General features: G+C 63.6%; 14 protein-coding genes. 3 read left to right on the forward strand and 11 right to left on the reverse strand.

What is annotated here, in order from left to right:
• Nucleotides 1-21: 21 nt before the first annotated feature.
• Nucleotides 22-672 carry a dihydrofolate reductase family protein gene (locus G6P99_RS42805; RefSeq protein WP_165126417.1) on the reverse strand — a complete coding sequence of 217 codons (651 nt, stop codon included), beginning with the start codon at nt 670-672 and terminating at the stop codon, nt 22-24.
• 90 nt (nt 673-762) lie between these two features.
• Nucleotides 763-1,422 carry a TetR/AcrR family transcriptional regulator gene (locus G6P99_RS42810; RefSeq protein WP_029077580.1) on the reverse strand — a complete coding sequence of 220 codons (660 nt, stop codon included), beginning with the start codon at nt 1,420-1,422 and terminating at the stop codon, nt 763-765.
• Nucleotides 1,423-1,520: 98 nt separating this feature from the next.
• On the opposite strand from G6P99_RS42810, the gene G6P99_RS42815 reads away from it, so the two are divergent.
• Nucleotides 1,521-2,165: a glutathione binding-like protein gene (locus tag G6P99_RS42815; protein WP_029077581.1), complete on the forward strand. Its 645-nt coding sequence runs from the start codon at nt 1,521-1,523 to the stop codon at nt 2,163-2,165.
• A 220-nt stretch (nt 2,166-2,385) separates the two neighbouring features.
• Here the strand turns inward: G6P99_RS42815 and G6P99_RS42820 are convergent, their stop codons facing one another.
• From G6P99_RS42820 to G6P99_RS42860, 9 genes are all read right to left on the reverse strand, one after another.
• Nucleotides 2,386-2,853 (reverse strand): DUF1348 family protein, encoded by a 468-nt coding sequence (locus tag G6P99_RS42820; protein ID WP_029077582.1) that lies wholly within the window; start codon nt 2,851-2,853, stop codon nt 2,386-2,388.
• A gap of 83 nt (nt 2,854-2,936) precedes the next feature.
• Nucleotides 2,937-3,386: a tol-pal system-associated acyl-CoA thioesterase gene (gene ybgC, locus G6P99_RS42825; RefSeq protein WP_029077583.1), complete on the reverse strand. Its 450-nt coding sequence runs from the start codon at nt 3,384-3,386 to the stop codon at nt 2,937-2,939.
• A 172-nt stretch (nt 3,387-3,558) separates the two neighbouring features.
• Nucleotides 3,559-5,166 carry an ABC transporter substrate-binding protein gene (locus G6P99_RS42830; protein WP_029077584.1) on the reverse strand — a complete coding sequence of 536 codons (1,608 nt, stop codon included), beginning with the start codon at nt 5,164-5,166 and terminating at the stop codon, nt 3,559-3,561.
• 218 nt (nt 5,167-5,384) lie between these two features.
• Nucleotides 5,385-7,277, reverse strand: coding sequence for an adenylate/guanylate cyclase domain-containing protein (locus tag G6P99_RS42835; protein WP_165126420.1), 1,893 nt, complete (start codon nt 7,275-7,277; stop codon nt 5,385-5,387).
• Between the two features lie 224 nt (nt 7,278-7,501).
• The gene (locus G6P99_RS42840; RefSeq protein ID WP_029077586.1) at nt 7,502-8,419 is read right to left on the reverse strand and encodes a metallophosphoesterase; all 918 of its coding nucleotides are present in this window, start codon (nt 8,417-8,419) and stop codon (nt 7,502-7,504) included.
• 188 nt (nt 8,420-8,607) lie between these two features.
• The gene (gene ruvB, locus G6P99_RS42845; RefSeq protein WP_029077587.1) at nt 8,608-9,657 is read right to left on the reverse strand and encodes a Holliday junction branch migration DNA helicase RuvB; all 1,050 of its coding nucleotides are present in this window, start codon (nt 9,655-9,657) and stop codon (nt 8,608-8,610) included.
• Nucleotides 9,654-10,271: a Holliday junction branch migration protein RuvA gene (ruvA, locus tag G6P99_RS42850; RefSeq protein WP_029077588.1), complete on the reverse strand. Its 618-nt coding sequence runs from the start codon at nt 10,269-10,271 to the stop codon at nt 9,654-9,656. Before ruvA ends, ruvB begins: the two co-directional genes overlap by 4 nt.
• A gap of 301 nt (nt 10,272-10,572) precedes the next feature.
• Entirely contained in the window at nt 10,573-11,100 is a 528-nt protein-coding gene (ruvC, locus tag G6P99_RS42855; RefSeq protein WP_029077589.1) for a crossover junction endodeoxyribonuclease RuvC, read from the reverse strand.
• Nucleotides 11,101-11,311: 211 nt separating this feature from the next.
• Nucleotides 11,312-12,058, reverse strand: coding sequence for a YebC/PmpR family DNA-binding transcriptional regulator (locus G6P99_RS42860; protein WP_029077590.1), 747 nt, complete (start codon nt 12,056-12,058; stop codon nt 11,312-11,314).
• A gap of 222 nt (nt 12,059-12,280) precedes the next feature.
• Here G6P99_RS42860 and G6P99_RS42865 point away from each other — a divergent pair, with 222 nt between their 5' ends.
• Complete coding sequence (locus G6P99_RS42865) at nt 12,281-14,050, forward strand: methyl-accepting chemotaxis protein (protein WP_029077591.1); 1,770 nt, start codon at nt 12,281-12,283, stop codon at nt 14,048-14,050.
• Between the two features lie 237 nt (nt 14,051-14,287).
• Nucleotides 14,288-15,712: a methyl-accepting chemotaxis protein gene (locus G6P99_RS42870; RefSeq protein ID WP_029077592.1), complete on the forward strand. Its 1,425-nt coding sequence runs from the start codon at nt 14,288-14,290 to the stop codon at nt 15,710-15,712.
• Nucleotides 15,713-15,781: the final 69 nt, after the last annotated feature.

Genomic DNA, 15,781 nt, shown 5'->3' on the forward strand with positions numbered 1-15,781 from the left:
GCTGACGCAGGCGTGAGTGGTTCAAGACTTGCGCGCGAAGGTGACGTGCGTGGCGTACGGGCTCGCGACGTGCGAGACGACGGCATAGCCGAGACCAGGCAGATCGAGGCCTGCGAACAGGCTTTCACCGGCGCCGAGCACGACCGGCGGCAACACCAGCTGCAATTCGTCGAGCAGACGCGCCTGCAGGAATTGCCGCACCACCGAGACGCCGCCGCCGACGCGAATGTCCTTGTCCCCCGCAACCCCGCGCGCCCGCTCCAGTGCGGCAAGCATGCCATCGGTCACGAAGTGGAAGGTGGTGCCGCCTTCCATCTCGATGTCGGGCCGCGCATGATGGGTCAGCACGAACGTCGGCGTGTGATACGGCGGATTGTCACCCCACCAGCCCTTCCAGGAATCATCCGGCCACGGCCCGCGGATCGGGCCGAACATGTTCCGCCCGAGGATCCAGGCGCCGATACCCTCCATCGACTTGCGCGCGATCTCGTCGTCGAGTCCGGTCGTCCCGCCGTCCTGGCCGATCATTGCGCGAAAGGCGCGCGTCTCGAACAACCAGGAGGCGGGCAGCGCCAGGCCGCCCTCCCCGAATGGATGTTCGAGGCTCTGGCGCAGCGCCGCGCCAAATCCGTCGATCGAGACCGTGAATACTGAAGTCCTGACTTTTCCCATGACATTCCGCTTCCGTGGTTGAGAGACCTTACGGAGGACGGGCGGGAAAACCAGCACCCGACATTTGGTGCGGAGGAATTTCGCGAGCCGCTATTTCGGCCCGCACATCACGTCGACAGCCCCCTTCACGATCGCCTCGAGCTCCTTGCGCGGCACGCGCGCGCGGGCACGGATCGCAATGGTGTGGATGGTGGCGGAGGCGAGATGCGCCAGCGCGGCCGGATCGGCGCCGTCAGCCAGCTCGCCGCGCTCCTTGGCGTGGCGGAAGCAGATGCCGAACGCCTTGTCGAGCTCGGTCAGGCCCTCCACCACCATGCTGCGGATGCCCGGATCCGACACCGCCTCAGACGCCGCGGTCATCACCGTGAAGCAGCCGCGCGGGCCGGACTCGCCGGAGAGATAGATGTCGAGCGCGATGCGGTAGATGCGCTCGAGCCGCTCGCGCAGCGGTGCCTCGGCGCGGAAGATGTCGACCATCGCGGCGCGCGCGTCGTCGCGATAACGCTGGTAGCTCTTGATGTAGAGCTCGCGCTTGTCGCCGAACGCGCCATAGAGGCTCGGCCGGTTCATGCCGGTCGCAGCACTGAGATCATCGAGCGAGGTCGCGGCAAAGCCGTCGCGCCGGAACAGATCGAGCGCCTTGCCGAGCGCGACATCCGGCTCATAGGCGCGCGGCCGTCCGCGGCGCTTCGGTGCGACCGGTGCCTCGATTTTGGCAGCAGATGGCGGCTTCTTACTTTTTTGTACCATTTCGAATTAAATTCCTTGACGCCACTAATATTATCCAAGACAGTACAAAAATCAACAACGGCCGGGACACCCGTGCCAGACGCCCCAAGGAGGCACAAATGGACCTTTATTTCTCGCCGCTTGCCTGCTCGATGGCGACCCGCGTCGCGCTCTATGAGGCGGGCCAGCCGGCCAACTATCTCGAGGTCGATCCGAAGACCAAGCAGGTGCGCAACGACGGCTCCGACTTCAACAAGGTCAATCCGCTCGGCCTGGTGCCGACGCTGCGCACCGACGACGGCGTGGTGCTGACGGAGAACGCCGCGATCCTGCAATATGTCGCCGACCAGTTCCCGCGCGCCGGCCTCGGCACCGCATCGAATGCCGAGCGGTCACGGCTGCATCAATGGCTGTGCTTCATCGGCACCGAGCTGCACAAGGGCCTGTTCCTGCCGCTGCTCGACAAGAAGGCGCCGCCGGACGCCAAGAGCTACGCGCTGGAGAAATACGTCTCGCGGCTCGACCATGTCGAGAACCATCTGAAGGGCCGCGACTATTTGCTCGATCATTTCAGCGTCGCCGACGCCTATCTCGTCACGGTCATCAACTGGACCATGGCGACGCCGCCGATCGAGCTTTCGAAATGGCCGGCACTGAAGGCCTATTACGAGCGACTGCGGACCCGGCCATCGGTCGCTAAGGCGGTCGCGGAGGAGTTCGAGCTCTACAAGGCCGAGATCGCGCGGCATAAGGCGGCGGCGTAAGGATTGACGCACAAGGTGTAGCGGCTCCCGGATGGGGCCGTTCACCCTTCGAGGCTCGCTCCGCTCGCACCTCAGGGTGACGGAGATGGAACTGAGCTCGGCTGCAATTCGAGCCGCTCGCGAACATCTATCACCGTCATGCTGAGGTGCGAGCGCAGCGGCGCGTTTGCGCCGCTCCGCAAGCCTCGAAGCACGACGGCCCTGCTGTAGCGATATCCGGCTAGAACGGACTGTCCCCCAGTCCCGGCACATCGGCCGGACGCGGGCCGGGAGCGGGCCAGTGGAAGCGGCGGTCCTTTTCCAATATCGCGATGTCGTTGATCGAGGCCTCGCGGCGGCGCATCAGGCCGTGCTCGTCGAACTCCCACTGCTCGTTGCCGTAGGAGCGAAACCAGTTGCCGCCGGCATCGTGCCATTCGTACTGGAAGCGCACCGCGATGCGGTTGCCGTCGAACGCCCAGAGATCCTTGATCAGGCGATATTCCAGCTCCTTCTCCCATTTGCGGGTCAGGAAGGCCACGATCGCCTCGCGTCCCCCGAACACCTCGGAGCGGTTGCGCCAGCGGCTGTCCTCGGTATAGGCGCCGGCAACCCGAACCGGGTCGCGCGAATTCCAGGCATCCTCCGCCATGCGCGCCTTTTGCGCGGCGGTCTCGCGGGTGAAAGGTGGCAGCGGCGGGCGTGACATCGGCGATCCCTCGCGGTTGTTTGTCGCGCAAATCTATCGCCGCGCCGCGCAGAGTCGATGGGGCATTTGCTATCGGTCAATAGTTAGGCCATATCGGCCTTCATCAGTGTGCGGATGCTCTTCGGTATAGGCTGTGCCCTGCCCTGACTGACGAAGGCAACGCGCACCTGCGCCTTCACGAGCACGTCATCGCCGCGCCTGACCTCCTGCGCGAGCATGATCGAGGCGCCCTTCACCGCGATCGGCCAGGTCACGACGTCGAGCATGTCGTCCATCCGCGCGGGCTTGAGGAAGTCGAGCGTCATCGAGCGCACGACAAAGGCGAAGCCGCCGGTTTCTTCCTGTGCCTCCTCGAACAGCGCGTTCTGTTCGGCGCCCATCAACCGGAGATGATTGGTGCGTCCGCGCTCCATGAAGCGCAAATAATTGGCGTGGTAGACGATGCCGGAAAAGTCGGTGTCCTCGTAATAGACACGGACCTGCATATGGTGGCGGCCATCGCGGATCGCGCCGTCGATATGGGGTAAGGTCATCTGGAAAACTCTCGCTCAGTACCTCCGCGACCGTCGAGAACGCGAACGATCACGATCCGATCCATCCCACCAGATAGAATGCAATGTAGCCCTCGATCAACCGCCCACGTAACGACGGCCGCAACCAACTTCGATTGCCTCATCGTGCAACGAACACGGAACCATCCGTGCTTCACTCCGACTTGTCGATATTCCAGAAGATCGGCGTGGCAGGGCCGTCAAGCACGCCCGAGAGCGATTTTCGCCACGCGCCGACCCCGCGCCACTGCCCGAGGGGGACATAGATCACCTGATCATAGACGACCGCCTGGATATCTGCGGCGATCTTCTTCTGCTCGGCCGGCGTGGATGCACGCACGAACTGGTCTTTCAGACCTTCAAGCCGGACCGATTCCGGCCAACCAAACCAACCACCGTTCCTGCCTCGACCGTTGACCAATATGTTGACGACGGGGTCCACCACATCGGCAATGATGAAGTTGGTGAAAAACAAGTTCCAACCGCCCTCTTTGGGCGGCTTCTGGCTGGCGCGACGGGAGACCACCGTTTGCCAATCGGTCGCCTGGAGGTCCACGTTGAAACCGGCCCTACGCAGCAGTTGCGCCGCGACGATCGGCTGTGCCTTGAAAACCAGGACGTCACCGGGAGCCATGATCACAACAGGCGTACCGTCGTAGCCGGACTCGGCAAGCAGCTTGGCCGCTTCTGCGAGACCATTGCCTTTCACCAGCGATTCCGAACCGGTGTCGGTGGCCAGCGGCGTGTCACAACCGAAAACCGCGCCACATACCCGGTAGTATTCTGAATTGCCGACCAATGCGTCCAGCACGTCCTTCTGGTTCAGCGCCAGCAACGCCGCGCGGCGCACCAGGACGTTATCGAACGGCGGGTAAAGAAAGTTCATGCGCCCGACGATCTGGAAGCCATGCTTGTCCAGGGTTTCAAGCTTCAAGTCCTTGTTGGCAGCCAACTTCGTTACGAGATCGAAGGGGATATTCTCCACGAAGTCGATGTCGCCGGATTGCAGCGCGTTCACGGCGGTCTGTGCATCCGGCATCCTGATCCATTCGACCCGATCGACCTTCACGACCTTGCCGCCCGACGTCCAGTTCGGCGGCTCCTTGCGCGGCACGTAGTCGGTGTTTTTCTCATAGATGGCCTTTACGCCGGGCTGGAATTCGGACTGAACAAACTTGAAGGGACCGGAGCCGACCTGCTCCTTGATTTGCTGGCCCGGCGGGGTTTCAGCCAGACGCTTGGGCATCATGAACGGAACAATCGACGAAGGCTTTCCAATCGATTCCAGCACTAACCCGTAAGGCTCTTTCAGTTTCAGCGTGATGGTTCTGTCGTCAGTCGCCTCAATGCTGGCCGTGAAGTCCATCAGCGTCTGGCCCATGGTCTCGTTCTTGCTCCAGCGCTTGAGCGACGCAACGCAGTCTTCCGCGGTGACCGGGCTGCCATCATGCCATTTCAGTCCGTCGCGGAGAGTGAAGGTGTAGGTGAGCCTGTCGTCGGAGATCTTCCAATCCGCCATCTGAGGCTGGATCTTGAAGTTGGAGTCGGTGGCGAGCAAAGTGTCAAAGATCATGTAGCCGTGATCGCGCGTGATATACGCCCCGGTGAAGCTTGGGTCGAGGATGCGCAGATCGGAATGCATCACCGCAATGAGAGTCTTCGCATGCACTTGCGACGAGATTGGTTGCGCCGAAGCGAACACTGCCGACAAGGCGCCGACTGACACCACAGTGCAAAGTTTTCGACATGATATCTGAAGCATTGGATGTCTCCTGATATCGGCTGGTCAAATCCTCAAATTCGGGCTGAGCTGAGCGTGCAGGCTTGATACGGCGGCGGAGCACCGCACCAGCGACCACATGCAGAGATCTCCGCCCGGCACCTTATCCGCAATCATCCCTCGGGTGCCGCGCTGGACGGCGCTCATTGCGCCGCGAGCGGAATGAGTACCCATGAGCCGACCTTGTCGATCGACTGCGATTATTTCATCCCCGCCTGCTGCAATCCCTTGAAGAGTTCATTCAATGTACTCTGAAACGCCAGATGCTGATTTGGAATTTCCTGGGAATAGATGTCGCGGATACGCGCCAGTGTGTAACCCGGCAGCGCGCTGTTGAAATCATTCAGCTCGTCGACCGCTTCGGTTTGCTTTCCGGCCAGCGCAAAGGCGCTCACCAAATGCGCGCGACTGAACCAAACCGTGCGTCTCTCCTCAACCGCCCTACGAAGCCAGACAATTGCGTCGTCGTAGTTTCCCATCGCGAAGTACGCGCGCCCCAGGACCCAGGAAAATACACTCCTGGCAGGATCGCGAGGACTGAGTCTGATCGCCTTCAACACCAGCGGAGGCGCTTCCTTGGGACGCCCCGTCAGGACAAGTTGATTGGCCTTTTGAGCATATGCGAGGGCAAGATTTGGATCGAGGGCAAGCGCCCGTTCGAAAGCATCCAGGGCTCCTTGATGATCCCCCTTCGCACGGCGAATAAAGCCATCATCCATGTGGCTCAGAGCAATGGTCGGGTCGAGACTGAATGCCTGTTGCAGCGCATGCTCGGCCTGGTTCAGCAGCTCAATGCGTGCGTTGGAATCCGTTCCAGCAGCCTCATTCCAGCGATTCAAATAGTCACGCATCAAGACATCTGCCAGTTGGCTCCAGGCGATGGCCGATTGCGGGCTGAGCTGCAGAGAATCCTGAAGATACTTGCGTGCGATAAGATTGTGCTGCGGAGTAATCGATTCAATGAGAATAGCCATGGCTCGTAACCTCATATCAATCGCATTGGAATCTCCCGACCGATTACGTCGGCGGCTCTCGGCCTTGACCAGTTGAAGTCCGAGTGACGATGCGATTCGGCCAGTTACAACTTCCTGCAATTCGAAAAGGTCTGTAACATCAGTATCAAATTGATCCGCCCAAATGGCCGTGGCGGAACGCGCATCTACCAGATGCGCGTTAGCTTGCACCTTGGTACCGACTTTCCGGATGCTGCCTTCCAAGAGATATCGAACGTCGCAGTCCAGTCCGATCTGTCGAGGGTCGATATCTTTCCCTTTGTAAGTGAAAGCCGTCGCACGCGCAATCACCACAGTATCAGCCAAGCGGGAGAGGTGCGTGGTTAGATCATCAGTGACCGCGTCGGCGAAATAGCCCTCCTGCGGATCATTGCTCATGCTGCGAAACGGCATCACCATGATGGACGCTTGAGCAGACTGCGCTTTTTGGCCATGCCAAAACGGCACTGTGCCTGCAAACATCGCGATGGCTAATAAGACTGCAAATGCAGCGACCACCGGACGACGCATCGGAGGAAGCGCGATAACTCGGCGCGCGGCGAGACGCATTCGCCCCAGGAGGGATTTGTCTTGCTCTTGGGCCTGGGTGACCCGAAAGACCTGAATCGGAGGGTCAATGTTCTTGAGCCGGTGACGGCCCCTGTCCTCAAATGCGAGGTCCGGATGACCCAGGAGCTGATCCCGAACAGTATTGGTAACAAATAGCTCGCCCGGCTCGGCGAGAGTCTCTAGCCGAGCTGCAATATTGACGCTGTTTCCGTAGATGTCGCGCTCGTCGAAAATGACGTCACCGGCATTTACGCCGATGCGCATTTGGAAGCGGCGCTCGGGAGCGGCACCGACATTGCGCTGGCTCAATTCCTGCTGAATTTCGATACCGCAATGCACGGCATCCAGAGCGCTGCCGAATTCGACAAGCAATCCATCGCCGCTGGATCGGATAAGACGACCACCGTGCTCGGAAATTTTGGGTTCGATCAGGCCGCCGAAACATTCGGCCAGCATCACGTGTGTGGCGTCCTCGTCGGTCGACATAAGCCGACTGTAGCCAACGACATCCGCCAGCAGGACGGCTGTCATCCTGCGTTTCACAGGGCACCTCCTTCCCGCTGCATCGGGGCTTAATGTTTTTACAGGAGCGGGCAGCTGTTGTCACGCGCCGAGGTCGGCGTGGCTGCACAACACCCGTTTGGGTGACGAACGCGCGTACCTCGCTAAAGGATGCCGCGTTTCAAGGCACTTCCCATGCAGCCTGATCTCCAAACGCCGACATCCGCGCCTTTATGAGTGCACGGCCGGGCTCGTCAGGAAACCACCGGCCCCTTGGCGCCGAGCGTCACCTGCACGACCTCGGGCGGCACGCCGAGGCGGAACGGCATGATGCTGCAGCCGAGGCCGCCGGAGACGACGACGTCGCATTTCAGCTTCAGATGGCCATAGGCGAGCCGCATGCCGTGCTTGACCGGCACCGCCGGCGACCAGCCGAGCAGCCGGACCTGGCCGCCATGGGTGTGGCCGGACAGCTGCAGCGCGACGCGCGAGGGCACGCGGAGCGCAACGTCGGGCTCATGCGCGAGCAGGATCACCGGCGCGTCGTCGGTGACCTTTGCAAGCGTCGCGTTGAGATCGTCGACGCCGATGCGGGTGACCTGGCGATAGTGCCGCGCCGGCAAATAGGCGAGCTGGTCGCCGAGGCCGGCGAGCCAGAACGCACGGCCGTCCTTGACGAGCCGCACCGCATCGTTCTCGTAGACCGGGATGCCCGCCCGCTCCAGCGCACGGCGCGCGACCGGCGTGCCCTGCCCCAAACGCTGTACCGCCTTGTCCTCCCAATAGTCGTGATTGCCGAGCACGGCATGCACGCCGAGCGGCGCCTTCAGGCCCTTCAGCACCGCAGCCCATTCGGAGGCCGGAATGAAGCGGGTGACGTGGCGCAGCCCCGCGACATAGTCGCCGAGCAGCACGATGATGTCGGCGTTGAGCGCATTGGTGCGCTCGACGATTGTCTCGATACGATCGAGCGACATCCAGGGATCGCAGGCGTGGATGTCGGCGAGCACGGCAATCTTGAGCGGAAAGTCCGCCGGCCATTGCCGCGGCGACAGATCGTAACGCGTGAGCGTGAGCCGGGCGACCGGCTCGCTCAGGCCGTAGGCCGCGGTCGAGGCGGTGACGGCGGTCAATCCGCCGAACCCGCGAAGCAAATGACGACGTGAAATCATGGACGTTGGATCGGTGATGCCTGACGCTTCCTGGAAACGCTCCGACCAATCATAAGCCCTTTGATTGGAGCGGAATTGGGCCGCGTTTGTGCAGACGGCCTGCAGAGACCTCGCAACGGTTAGCGGGCAAGGTTACCGGCAGCACGATGCACTGCATCAACACGTCTTTTCACGACTTCGGGAGCAGCTCAGTCCTCGTCGCCATTGTTGCCGAACAGGCCGAACTGCGAGGGATCGCGGTTCGGCTCGGCGAGGCCGAGATGACGGAAGGCGTGCGAGGTCAGCAGCCTTCCGCGCGGGGTGCGCTGCAAATAACCGCACTGGATCAGATAGGGCTCGATGATGTCCTCGATCGCATCGCGCGGCTCCGACAGTGCCGCTGCCATGGTCTCGACGCCAACCGGTCCGCCGCCATAGTTCAGGGCGATGGTGGTCAGATAGCGCCGGTCCATCGCGTCGAGCCCGGCACTGTCGACCTCGAGCGCACTCAGCGCGCGGTCGGCGATGCCGCGATCGATGGCGTCGGCGTCCGCCGCGGAGGCAAAGTCGCGCACCCGGCGCAGCAGGCGGCCGGCGATGCGCGGCGTGCCGCGGGCGCGGCGCGCGATCTCGTTGGCGCCGTCAGGGCTCATGCCGATGTTGAGCACGCGGGCGCCGCGGGTGACGATCTTCTCCAGCTCGTCCTCGGTGTAGAAATTGAGCCGGATCGGAATGCCGAAGCGGTCGCGCAGCGGATTGGTGAGCAGCCCCGCGCGCGTCGTCGCGCCGACCAAAGTGAATTTCGACAGCTCGATCTTCACCGAGCGCGCCGCCGGACCTTCGCCGATGATCAGGTCGAGCTGGAAATCCTCCATCGCGGGATAGAGCACTTCTTCCACCGCCGGACTCAGGCGATGGATCTCATCGATGAACAGCACGTCGCGCTCTTCCAGATTGGTCAGCAGTGCCGCGAGATCGCCGGCCTTCGCAATCACCGGACCCGAGGTGGCGCGGAAGCCGACGCCGAGCTCGCGCGCGACGATCTGCGCCAGCGTGGTCTTGCCGAGGCCGGGGGGACCGACGAACAGCACATGATCGAGCGCCTCGCCGCGCTTCTTCGCGGCCTCGATGAAGATCGAGAGATTCTTGCGCGCCTGGGCCTGGCCGACGAATTCCGTCAGCGACTGCGGACGCATCGCACTGTCGCCGACATCATCGGAGCGGCGTTCGGGCGAGACCATGCGCGACGGCGTGTTCACTTCGACAATTCCTTAAGCCCCAGCCGGATCAGCTGCGCGGTCTCGGCCTGCTCACCGGCGCTGCGCGAGGCGGCGGCGATGGCGGCGGCGGCCTGCGGCTGGCCGTAGCCGAGATTGACCAGCGCGGAGATCGCGTCCGTCACCGGACGCGGCGCGCGGTTGTTGTCGATCGCGCCCGACAGCTGCACCACCGCGGGATCGACATCGGCGAAGCCCGGCGCCTTGTCCTTCAATTCGCTGACGATACGCTCGGCGACCTTCGGCCCGACCCCCGGCGTGCGCGCCACCGCCGCCTTGTCGCGCAGCGCGATCGCGTTGGCGAGATCGGTCGGTGGCAGCGTGCCGAGCACCGCGAGCGCGACCTTGGCGCCGACGCCCTGCACGGTCTGCAACAGGCGAAACCATTCGCGCTCGAGATCTGAGCGGAAGCCGAACAGCTTTATTTGATCCTCGCGGACATAGGTCTCGATCGAGAGCACGGCCGCTGCGCCCGGCGACGGCAGCGCCTGCAACGTGCGGCTGGCGCAATGCACCTGATAGCCGACGCCGCCGACGTCGAGGATCACGTAATCCTCGCCATAGGAGTCGATCAGGCCCTTGAGCTTGCCGATCATGAGGACCACCCGGACTCAACGGCCGCGCGGTGTTCGAGTTTTTCCAAATCCGTGAGGGAGGCACCGGCGGAAGGGTTCCCTCCCCCCTTGCGGGGGAGGGTTAGGGAGAGGGATGCCGCTTGCTCGGTTGGCTGACGCAGAGCAAAGGCAACACTCACATGTCGAATGATCGTCTCACGAACTTGGTTGGCGCATCTTCGCTGCATCTCATGGGCCGTCGCCCGGGGCTTACCCCTCTCCCCAACCCTCCCCCGCAAGGGGGGAGGGAGCCCGATCAGCGCGCCATCCTCACATTGCGTGATCATAGGCTTGCCACCCTGAGCCGCAGCGCGGTGCTCTGGCGGTGATGGGCGTGGGTGATCGCGACCGCCAGCGCGTCGGCGGCGTCGGCGGATGGCGGCTCGGCCTTCGGCAGCAGTATCTTCAGCATCACCTGGATCTGGTTCTTCTCGGCATGCCCGGCGCCGACCACGGTCTTCTTGACCTGGTTCGGCGCGTATTCGGCGACCGAGATACCAAACATTGCGGGCGCCAGCATGGCGACCCCGCGGGCCTGACCGAGCTTCAGCGTGGCGACGCCGTCCTTGTTGACAAAGGTCGCCTCGACCGCCGCCTCCGCCGGCTTGTAGTCGCCTAGCACTGCGGCAAGCCCCTCATGGATCGCGAGCAGCCGGCTCGCCAGCGGCAGATTGTCCGGCGGTTCGACCGAGCCGCAGGCGATATAGACCAGACGGTTGCCTTCGGTCTCGATCACCCCCCAGCCGGTGCGGCGGAGACCCGGATCGATACCGATGATGCGGACGGGAGAGCGAATCGGCTGCGATGTCATGGGGTAGTGATACCGCCTGCGCCGGGAGAACGAAACACAAACGGAGGTTCATCCCCTGCCGCGGCCGTTGTAGTCGGCCTCGCTTGTCATCCCCGCGAAAGCGGGGATCCAGTACGCCGCGGCTTCTCGGTTCAAACGCAGGTCTCTGGAATCCTGGATCGCCCGGTCGAGCCGGGCGATGACAGTGGAGTTTTGAGCGACGAACGAGCCCTTACCCACCCATCTTCGCGATCAGCGCGTCGGACACCTCGAAATTGGCGAACACGTTCTGCACGTCGTCGTGCTCGTTGAGCAGGTCCATCAGCTTCAGCAGCTTTTCGCCGGTCTCGTCGTCGACCGCGACGGTGTTTTGCGGCTTCCAGGTCAGCGCCGCCTTGCGCGGCTCGCCGAACTTCGCCTCCAGCGCCTTTGCGACTTCGCGGAAGGTGTCCTGCGAGGCGTAGACCTCGTGACCAGATTCGCTGGAAACCACGTCGTCGGCTCCGGCCTCGATCGCGGCGTCCAGCATGGCGTCGTCGGAGGCGACCTTGGCGTCGTATTCGATGATGCCGGTGCGGTCGAACATGAAGGCGACCGAGCCGGTTTCGCCGAGATTGCCGCCCGACTTGGTGAAGAAGGAGCGGATGTCGGAGGCGGCGCGGTTGCGGTTATCGGTCAGCGCCTCGACGATGACGGCGACGCCGCCGGGGCCATAGCCCTCGTAACGGATCTCGTCATAGTTCTCGCCCTCATTGCCCGCGGCCTTCTTGATCGCACGATCGATATTGTCCTTGGGCATGTTCTCGGCGCGGGCCGCGACCACGGCGGCACGCAGGCGCGGGTTCATCGCAGGGTCCGGGGTGCCGAGCTTGGCCGCCACGGTGATTTCGCGGGCCAACTTGCCGAAAAGCTTCGACTTCTGGGCATCCTGCCGGCCCTTGCGGTGCATGATGTTCTTGAATTGGGAATGGCCGGCCATGCGACGTCTCTTCGAAAGCGTAGGGTCTGACGGGTGGAAAACGCGGCCTTATAGGCCCCTGGCGGTCAAAATCAAAGATCGGCGGGGGCGGTCCGGCCCCGGAATACTACCGCAAGCCGGAATATGAGGCACTTGTTAACCATGACTTCACGCCCGGATGCGAGGATCGCCCCGTCCCGCCGCAACTCCAAGGCAACTTCCAACAGCCCCCACAGAGCCCACATGGCGTTCGGTTTGTTTCGAAAGCAAGTGCCGGAGCCGGCTGCGCCCGCCGTCGCGCCGAAGGTTCCAACTGCGGCGGCTGCGCCTGAAGCCTCCGCGACCGAGACTGATTCGGCCAAGGACTCGGCCAAGGAGATCCTGGAGCTGCTGGAACTCGAGCTCGGCGCGATGATCCGCCAGCTCGAGCGCGCCGCAGGCTCGGTCGCCGACGGCGCCGAGGCGACGGCAGCCAAGCTTGCGACCATCCGCGCCCGCACCGACGCGCTGAGCGGCCGCAGCAGCGACGCGCAGAACACCGCGACGACATTCTCGGAAGCCGCCGGCCGATTCACCCATTCCGCCGAGGGCATCGGCCAGCAGGTGCGCAGCGCGAGCCAACTCGCCGACGATGCCGCAGCCGCAGCGCGCGAGGCCACCGCCAATGTCGATCGCTTGCGCGAATCCTCGGCCGCGATCGGCAACGTCGTCAACCTGATCGCGCAGATCGCGCGGCAGACCACGCTTTTGGCGCTCAACTCGACCATCGAGGCGGCGCGCGCCGGCGCCGCCGGCAAGGGCTTTGCGGTGGTTGCCACGGAGGTCAAGGCGCTGGCGGTGCAGACCCAGAGCGCCACCGAAGAGATCACGCGGAAGATCGAGGCGCTGCAGAAGGATGCCACCGGATCGGCGGACGCCGTGCACCGCATCTCGCGGGCGATCGAGGCAATCCGCCCGGTGTTCGAGAACGTCAACGGCGCGGTCGCCGAGCAGAATGCGATTACCGGCGAGATGGGCCAGAACGCGGCCTCCGCCTCCAGCTTCATCGTCTCGGTCGGCACCAGCGCCGGCGAGATCGACTCCGCGACACGCGAAGCCGCCGCATATGGCGACAATGTTGCGAAGGCCGGGAAGGCCGTGACCGCCTTTGCCCAGAAGCTGAAGGCACGCTGCGCGGTGCTGCTCCGCCAGAACGAGCGCAGCGACCCGCGCAAGAACGAGCGCCTGCCCTGCAGCCTCAAGATCGAGATCACGACCGCCCGCGGAATCATCACCGCGCCGGTCTACGAAATCGCGATGGACGGCATCCTGATCGGCGGGCCCGATGCCGAGAAGCTGCCGGCCCATGAGACCCTGAGTGCGACCTTGCAGGATGTCGGTGCGTGCCGGATCAGGATCGGCGACCGCACCAAGGCCGGCGCGCAGGCGCGTTTCGAGGCTGCGAGCTCCGCGCTGCGCGAGCTGATCGAAGACCGGATGTGGGCGATCCACGAGGAAAACGCCGAGCTGATCACCCGCGCGATGGAAGCAGGCACGGCGCTGACCAAGGTCTTCGAGAGCGGCCTTGCGAGCGGCGCAATCACGATCGACGACATGTTCGACACCGACTATGTCGAAATATCCGGCACCAATCCGGTGCAATACCGCACAAGGATGCTGGATTGGGCGGATCGCGCGCTGCCCGCTCTGCTCGAGGCGTTCCTCGCCAAGGACAAGCGGCTGGCGTTCTGCGCGACGGTCGATCGGAACGGCTATCTGCCGGTCCACAACAAGATCTACTCGCATCCGCAGCGGCCGGGCGATGTCGCCTACAACACCGCCAATTGCCGCAATCGCCGCATCTTCAACGATCCCGCGGGCCTCGCCGCCGCGCAGAACCAGCGCGCCTATCTGGTCCAGAGCTATCCGCGCGACATGGGTAACGGCACCACCGTGATGATGCGCGAGATCGACGTGCCGATCCGCGTCCGCGGCCGGCACTGGGGCGGCTTCCGCACCGCCTACAAGCTTTGATTGGAATTTTTGGTGCCCGGATGGAGCGAAGCGTAATCCGGGACGAGCGTGCCCACGGGCGGGAAACCCGGATTTCGGGGAACCTGTCATCGGGCCGCGCTTGGCGCAGACCCGTTGGCTGCATCCGGGCTACGGAGTGCACGCTCAGGCAAGACCGGCGGCGCGAATCACGCTTTAGATTGAAATGGGGAATGCTGCGGCGGCTCAACCGACCGCTGTGATGGAGGAAGCGCTGATATGTCGGCCGCGCAGCTTGCAGTTCTGGACACCTCATCGAACCGGACGCTGGCCGAACGGCTCGTTGACCAGCTTGCCGACCGCATCGGCGGCCTCGGAGTGGAACTCGCCGACATCGCCGGCAACGTCCAGGAGGTCGCCAACCGCGTCACCAACCAGTCGGAGCGGTTCCATCATTTGCAGGCGACCGCCGAGACGATGGTCTCGGCCAATCACGACATCGCCAACGCATCGCAGGCGGTGCAATCGACCGCGTCCGCCGCGGTCGGCCAGATCGCGGAGTCGCGCCATGCGGTGGACACTGCGGTCAGCCACATCTCCGAACTCGTCGCCGCGGTCGCGCGGATTGAGGCGCGGCTTGCCGCTGTCGGCTCCGCGCTGAGCCAGGTCGCCAAGGTTTCCGGTTCGATCGAGGCGATCGCCAAACAGACCAACCTGCTCGCGCTCAATGCCACGATCGAGGCGGCGCGCGCCGGCACCGCCGGCCGCGGCTTTGCCGTGGTCGCGAGCGAGGTGAAGAGCCTTGCGGAGGCGACGCGCCAGGCGACGCATCAGATCTCCGACACGGTGCGCGATCTCGACGGCCAGATCGGCAGCCTGATCGGCGAGAGCAGCGACGCCTCGCTGCGCGCCAAGAGCGCCGGCGAAGGCGCCCAGCAGATCTCCGGCATCATCATGCGGGTGCAGGAAGGCTTTTCATCTGTTGGTGCCGAGATCGACAACGTCGCGCGCGCCGCGACCTCCAATCTCGGTCATTGCGACACCGTGATCGCGGAGCTGAACGAGCTTGCCAAGGGCGTCGATCTCTCGTCGCGCGATCTCAAGCACGCCGACGGCCGCGTCGCGAAGCTGCTCGAGCTGTCCGAGAGCCTGATCGTGACCATCGCCGACAGCGGCGTGGAGACCAGTGACGCGCCGCTGATCCGCGTCGTGATCGACACCGCGAAGCAGATTTCCGAGCTGTTCGAGAACGCGGTCACGCGCGGCGAGATCACGCTCGCGCAGTTGATGGACGAGAATTACCGCGAGATCGCAGGCAGCAATCCGAAGCAATATCTAACCAACTATGTCAGCTTCACCGATCGCGTGCTGCCCGCGATCCAGGACCCGATCCAGAAGACCGATCCGCGCATCGTGTTCTGCGTCGCCTGGGCACGCGGCGGCTATCTGCCGACCCACAATCCGAACTACCGGCTGCCGCAGGGGCCCGACCCGGTCTGGAACAACGCCAATTGCCGCAACCGCCGCCTGTTCAATGACCGCGCGGTGAGCAAGGTCGCAGCCAATACAAAGCCGTTCCTGCTGCAGACCTACCGCCGCGACATGGGCGGCGGCAATTTCGTGCTGATGAAGGATGTGTCATCGCCGATCGTCGTGCACGGCCGCCACTGGGGCGCGTTCCGGATGGGCTTCCGGCAGTCGTAAATCCGTAGCCCGGATGCAGCGAAGCGCAATCCGGGATCAGCCCCTCAGCTTTGTTAGACCCCGGATTTC

Source organism: Bradyrhizobium sp. 6(2017), from assembly GCF_011058295.2.
GTDB classification, from domain to species: Bacteria; Pseudomonadota; Alphaproteobacteria; order Rhizobiales; family Xanthobacteraceae; genus Bradyrhizobium; species Bradyrhizobium septentrionale.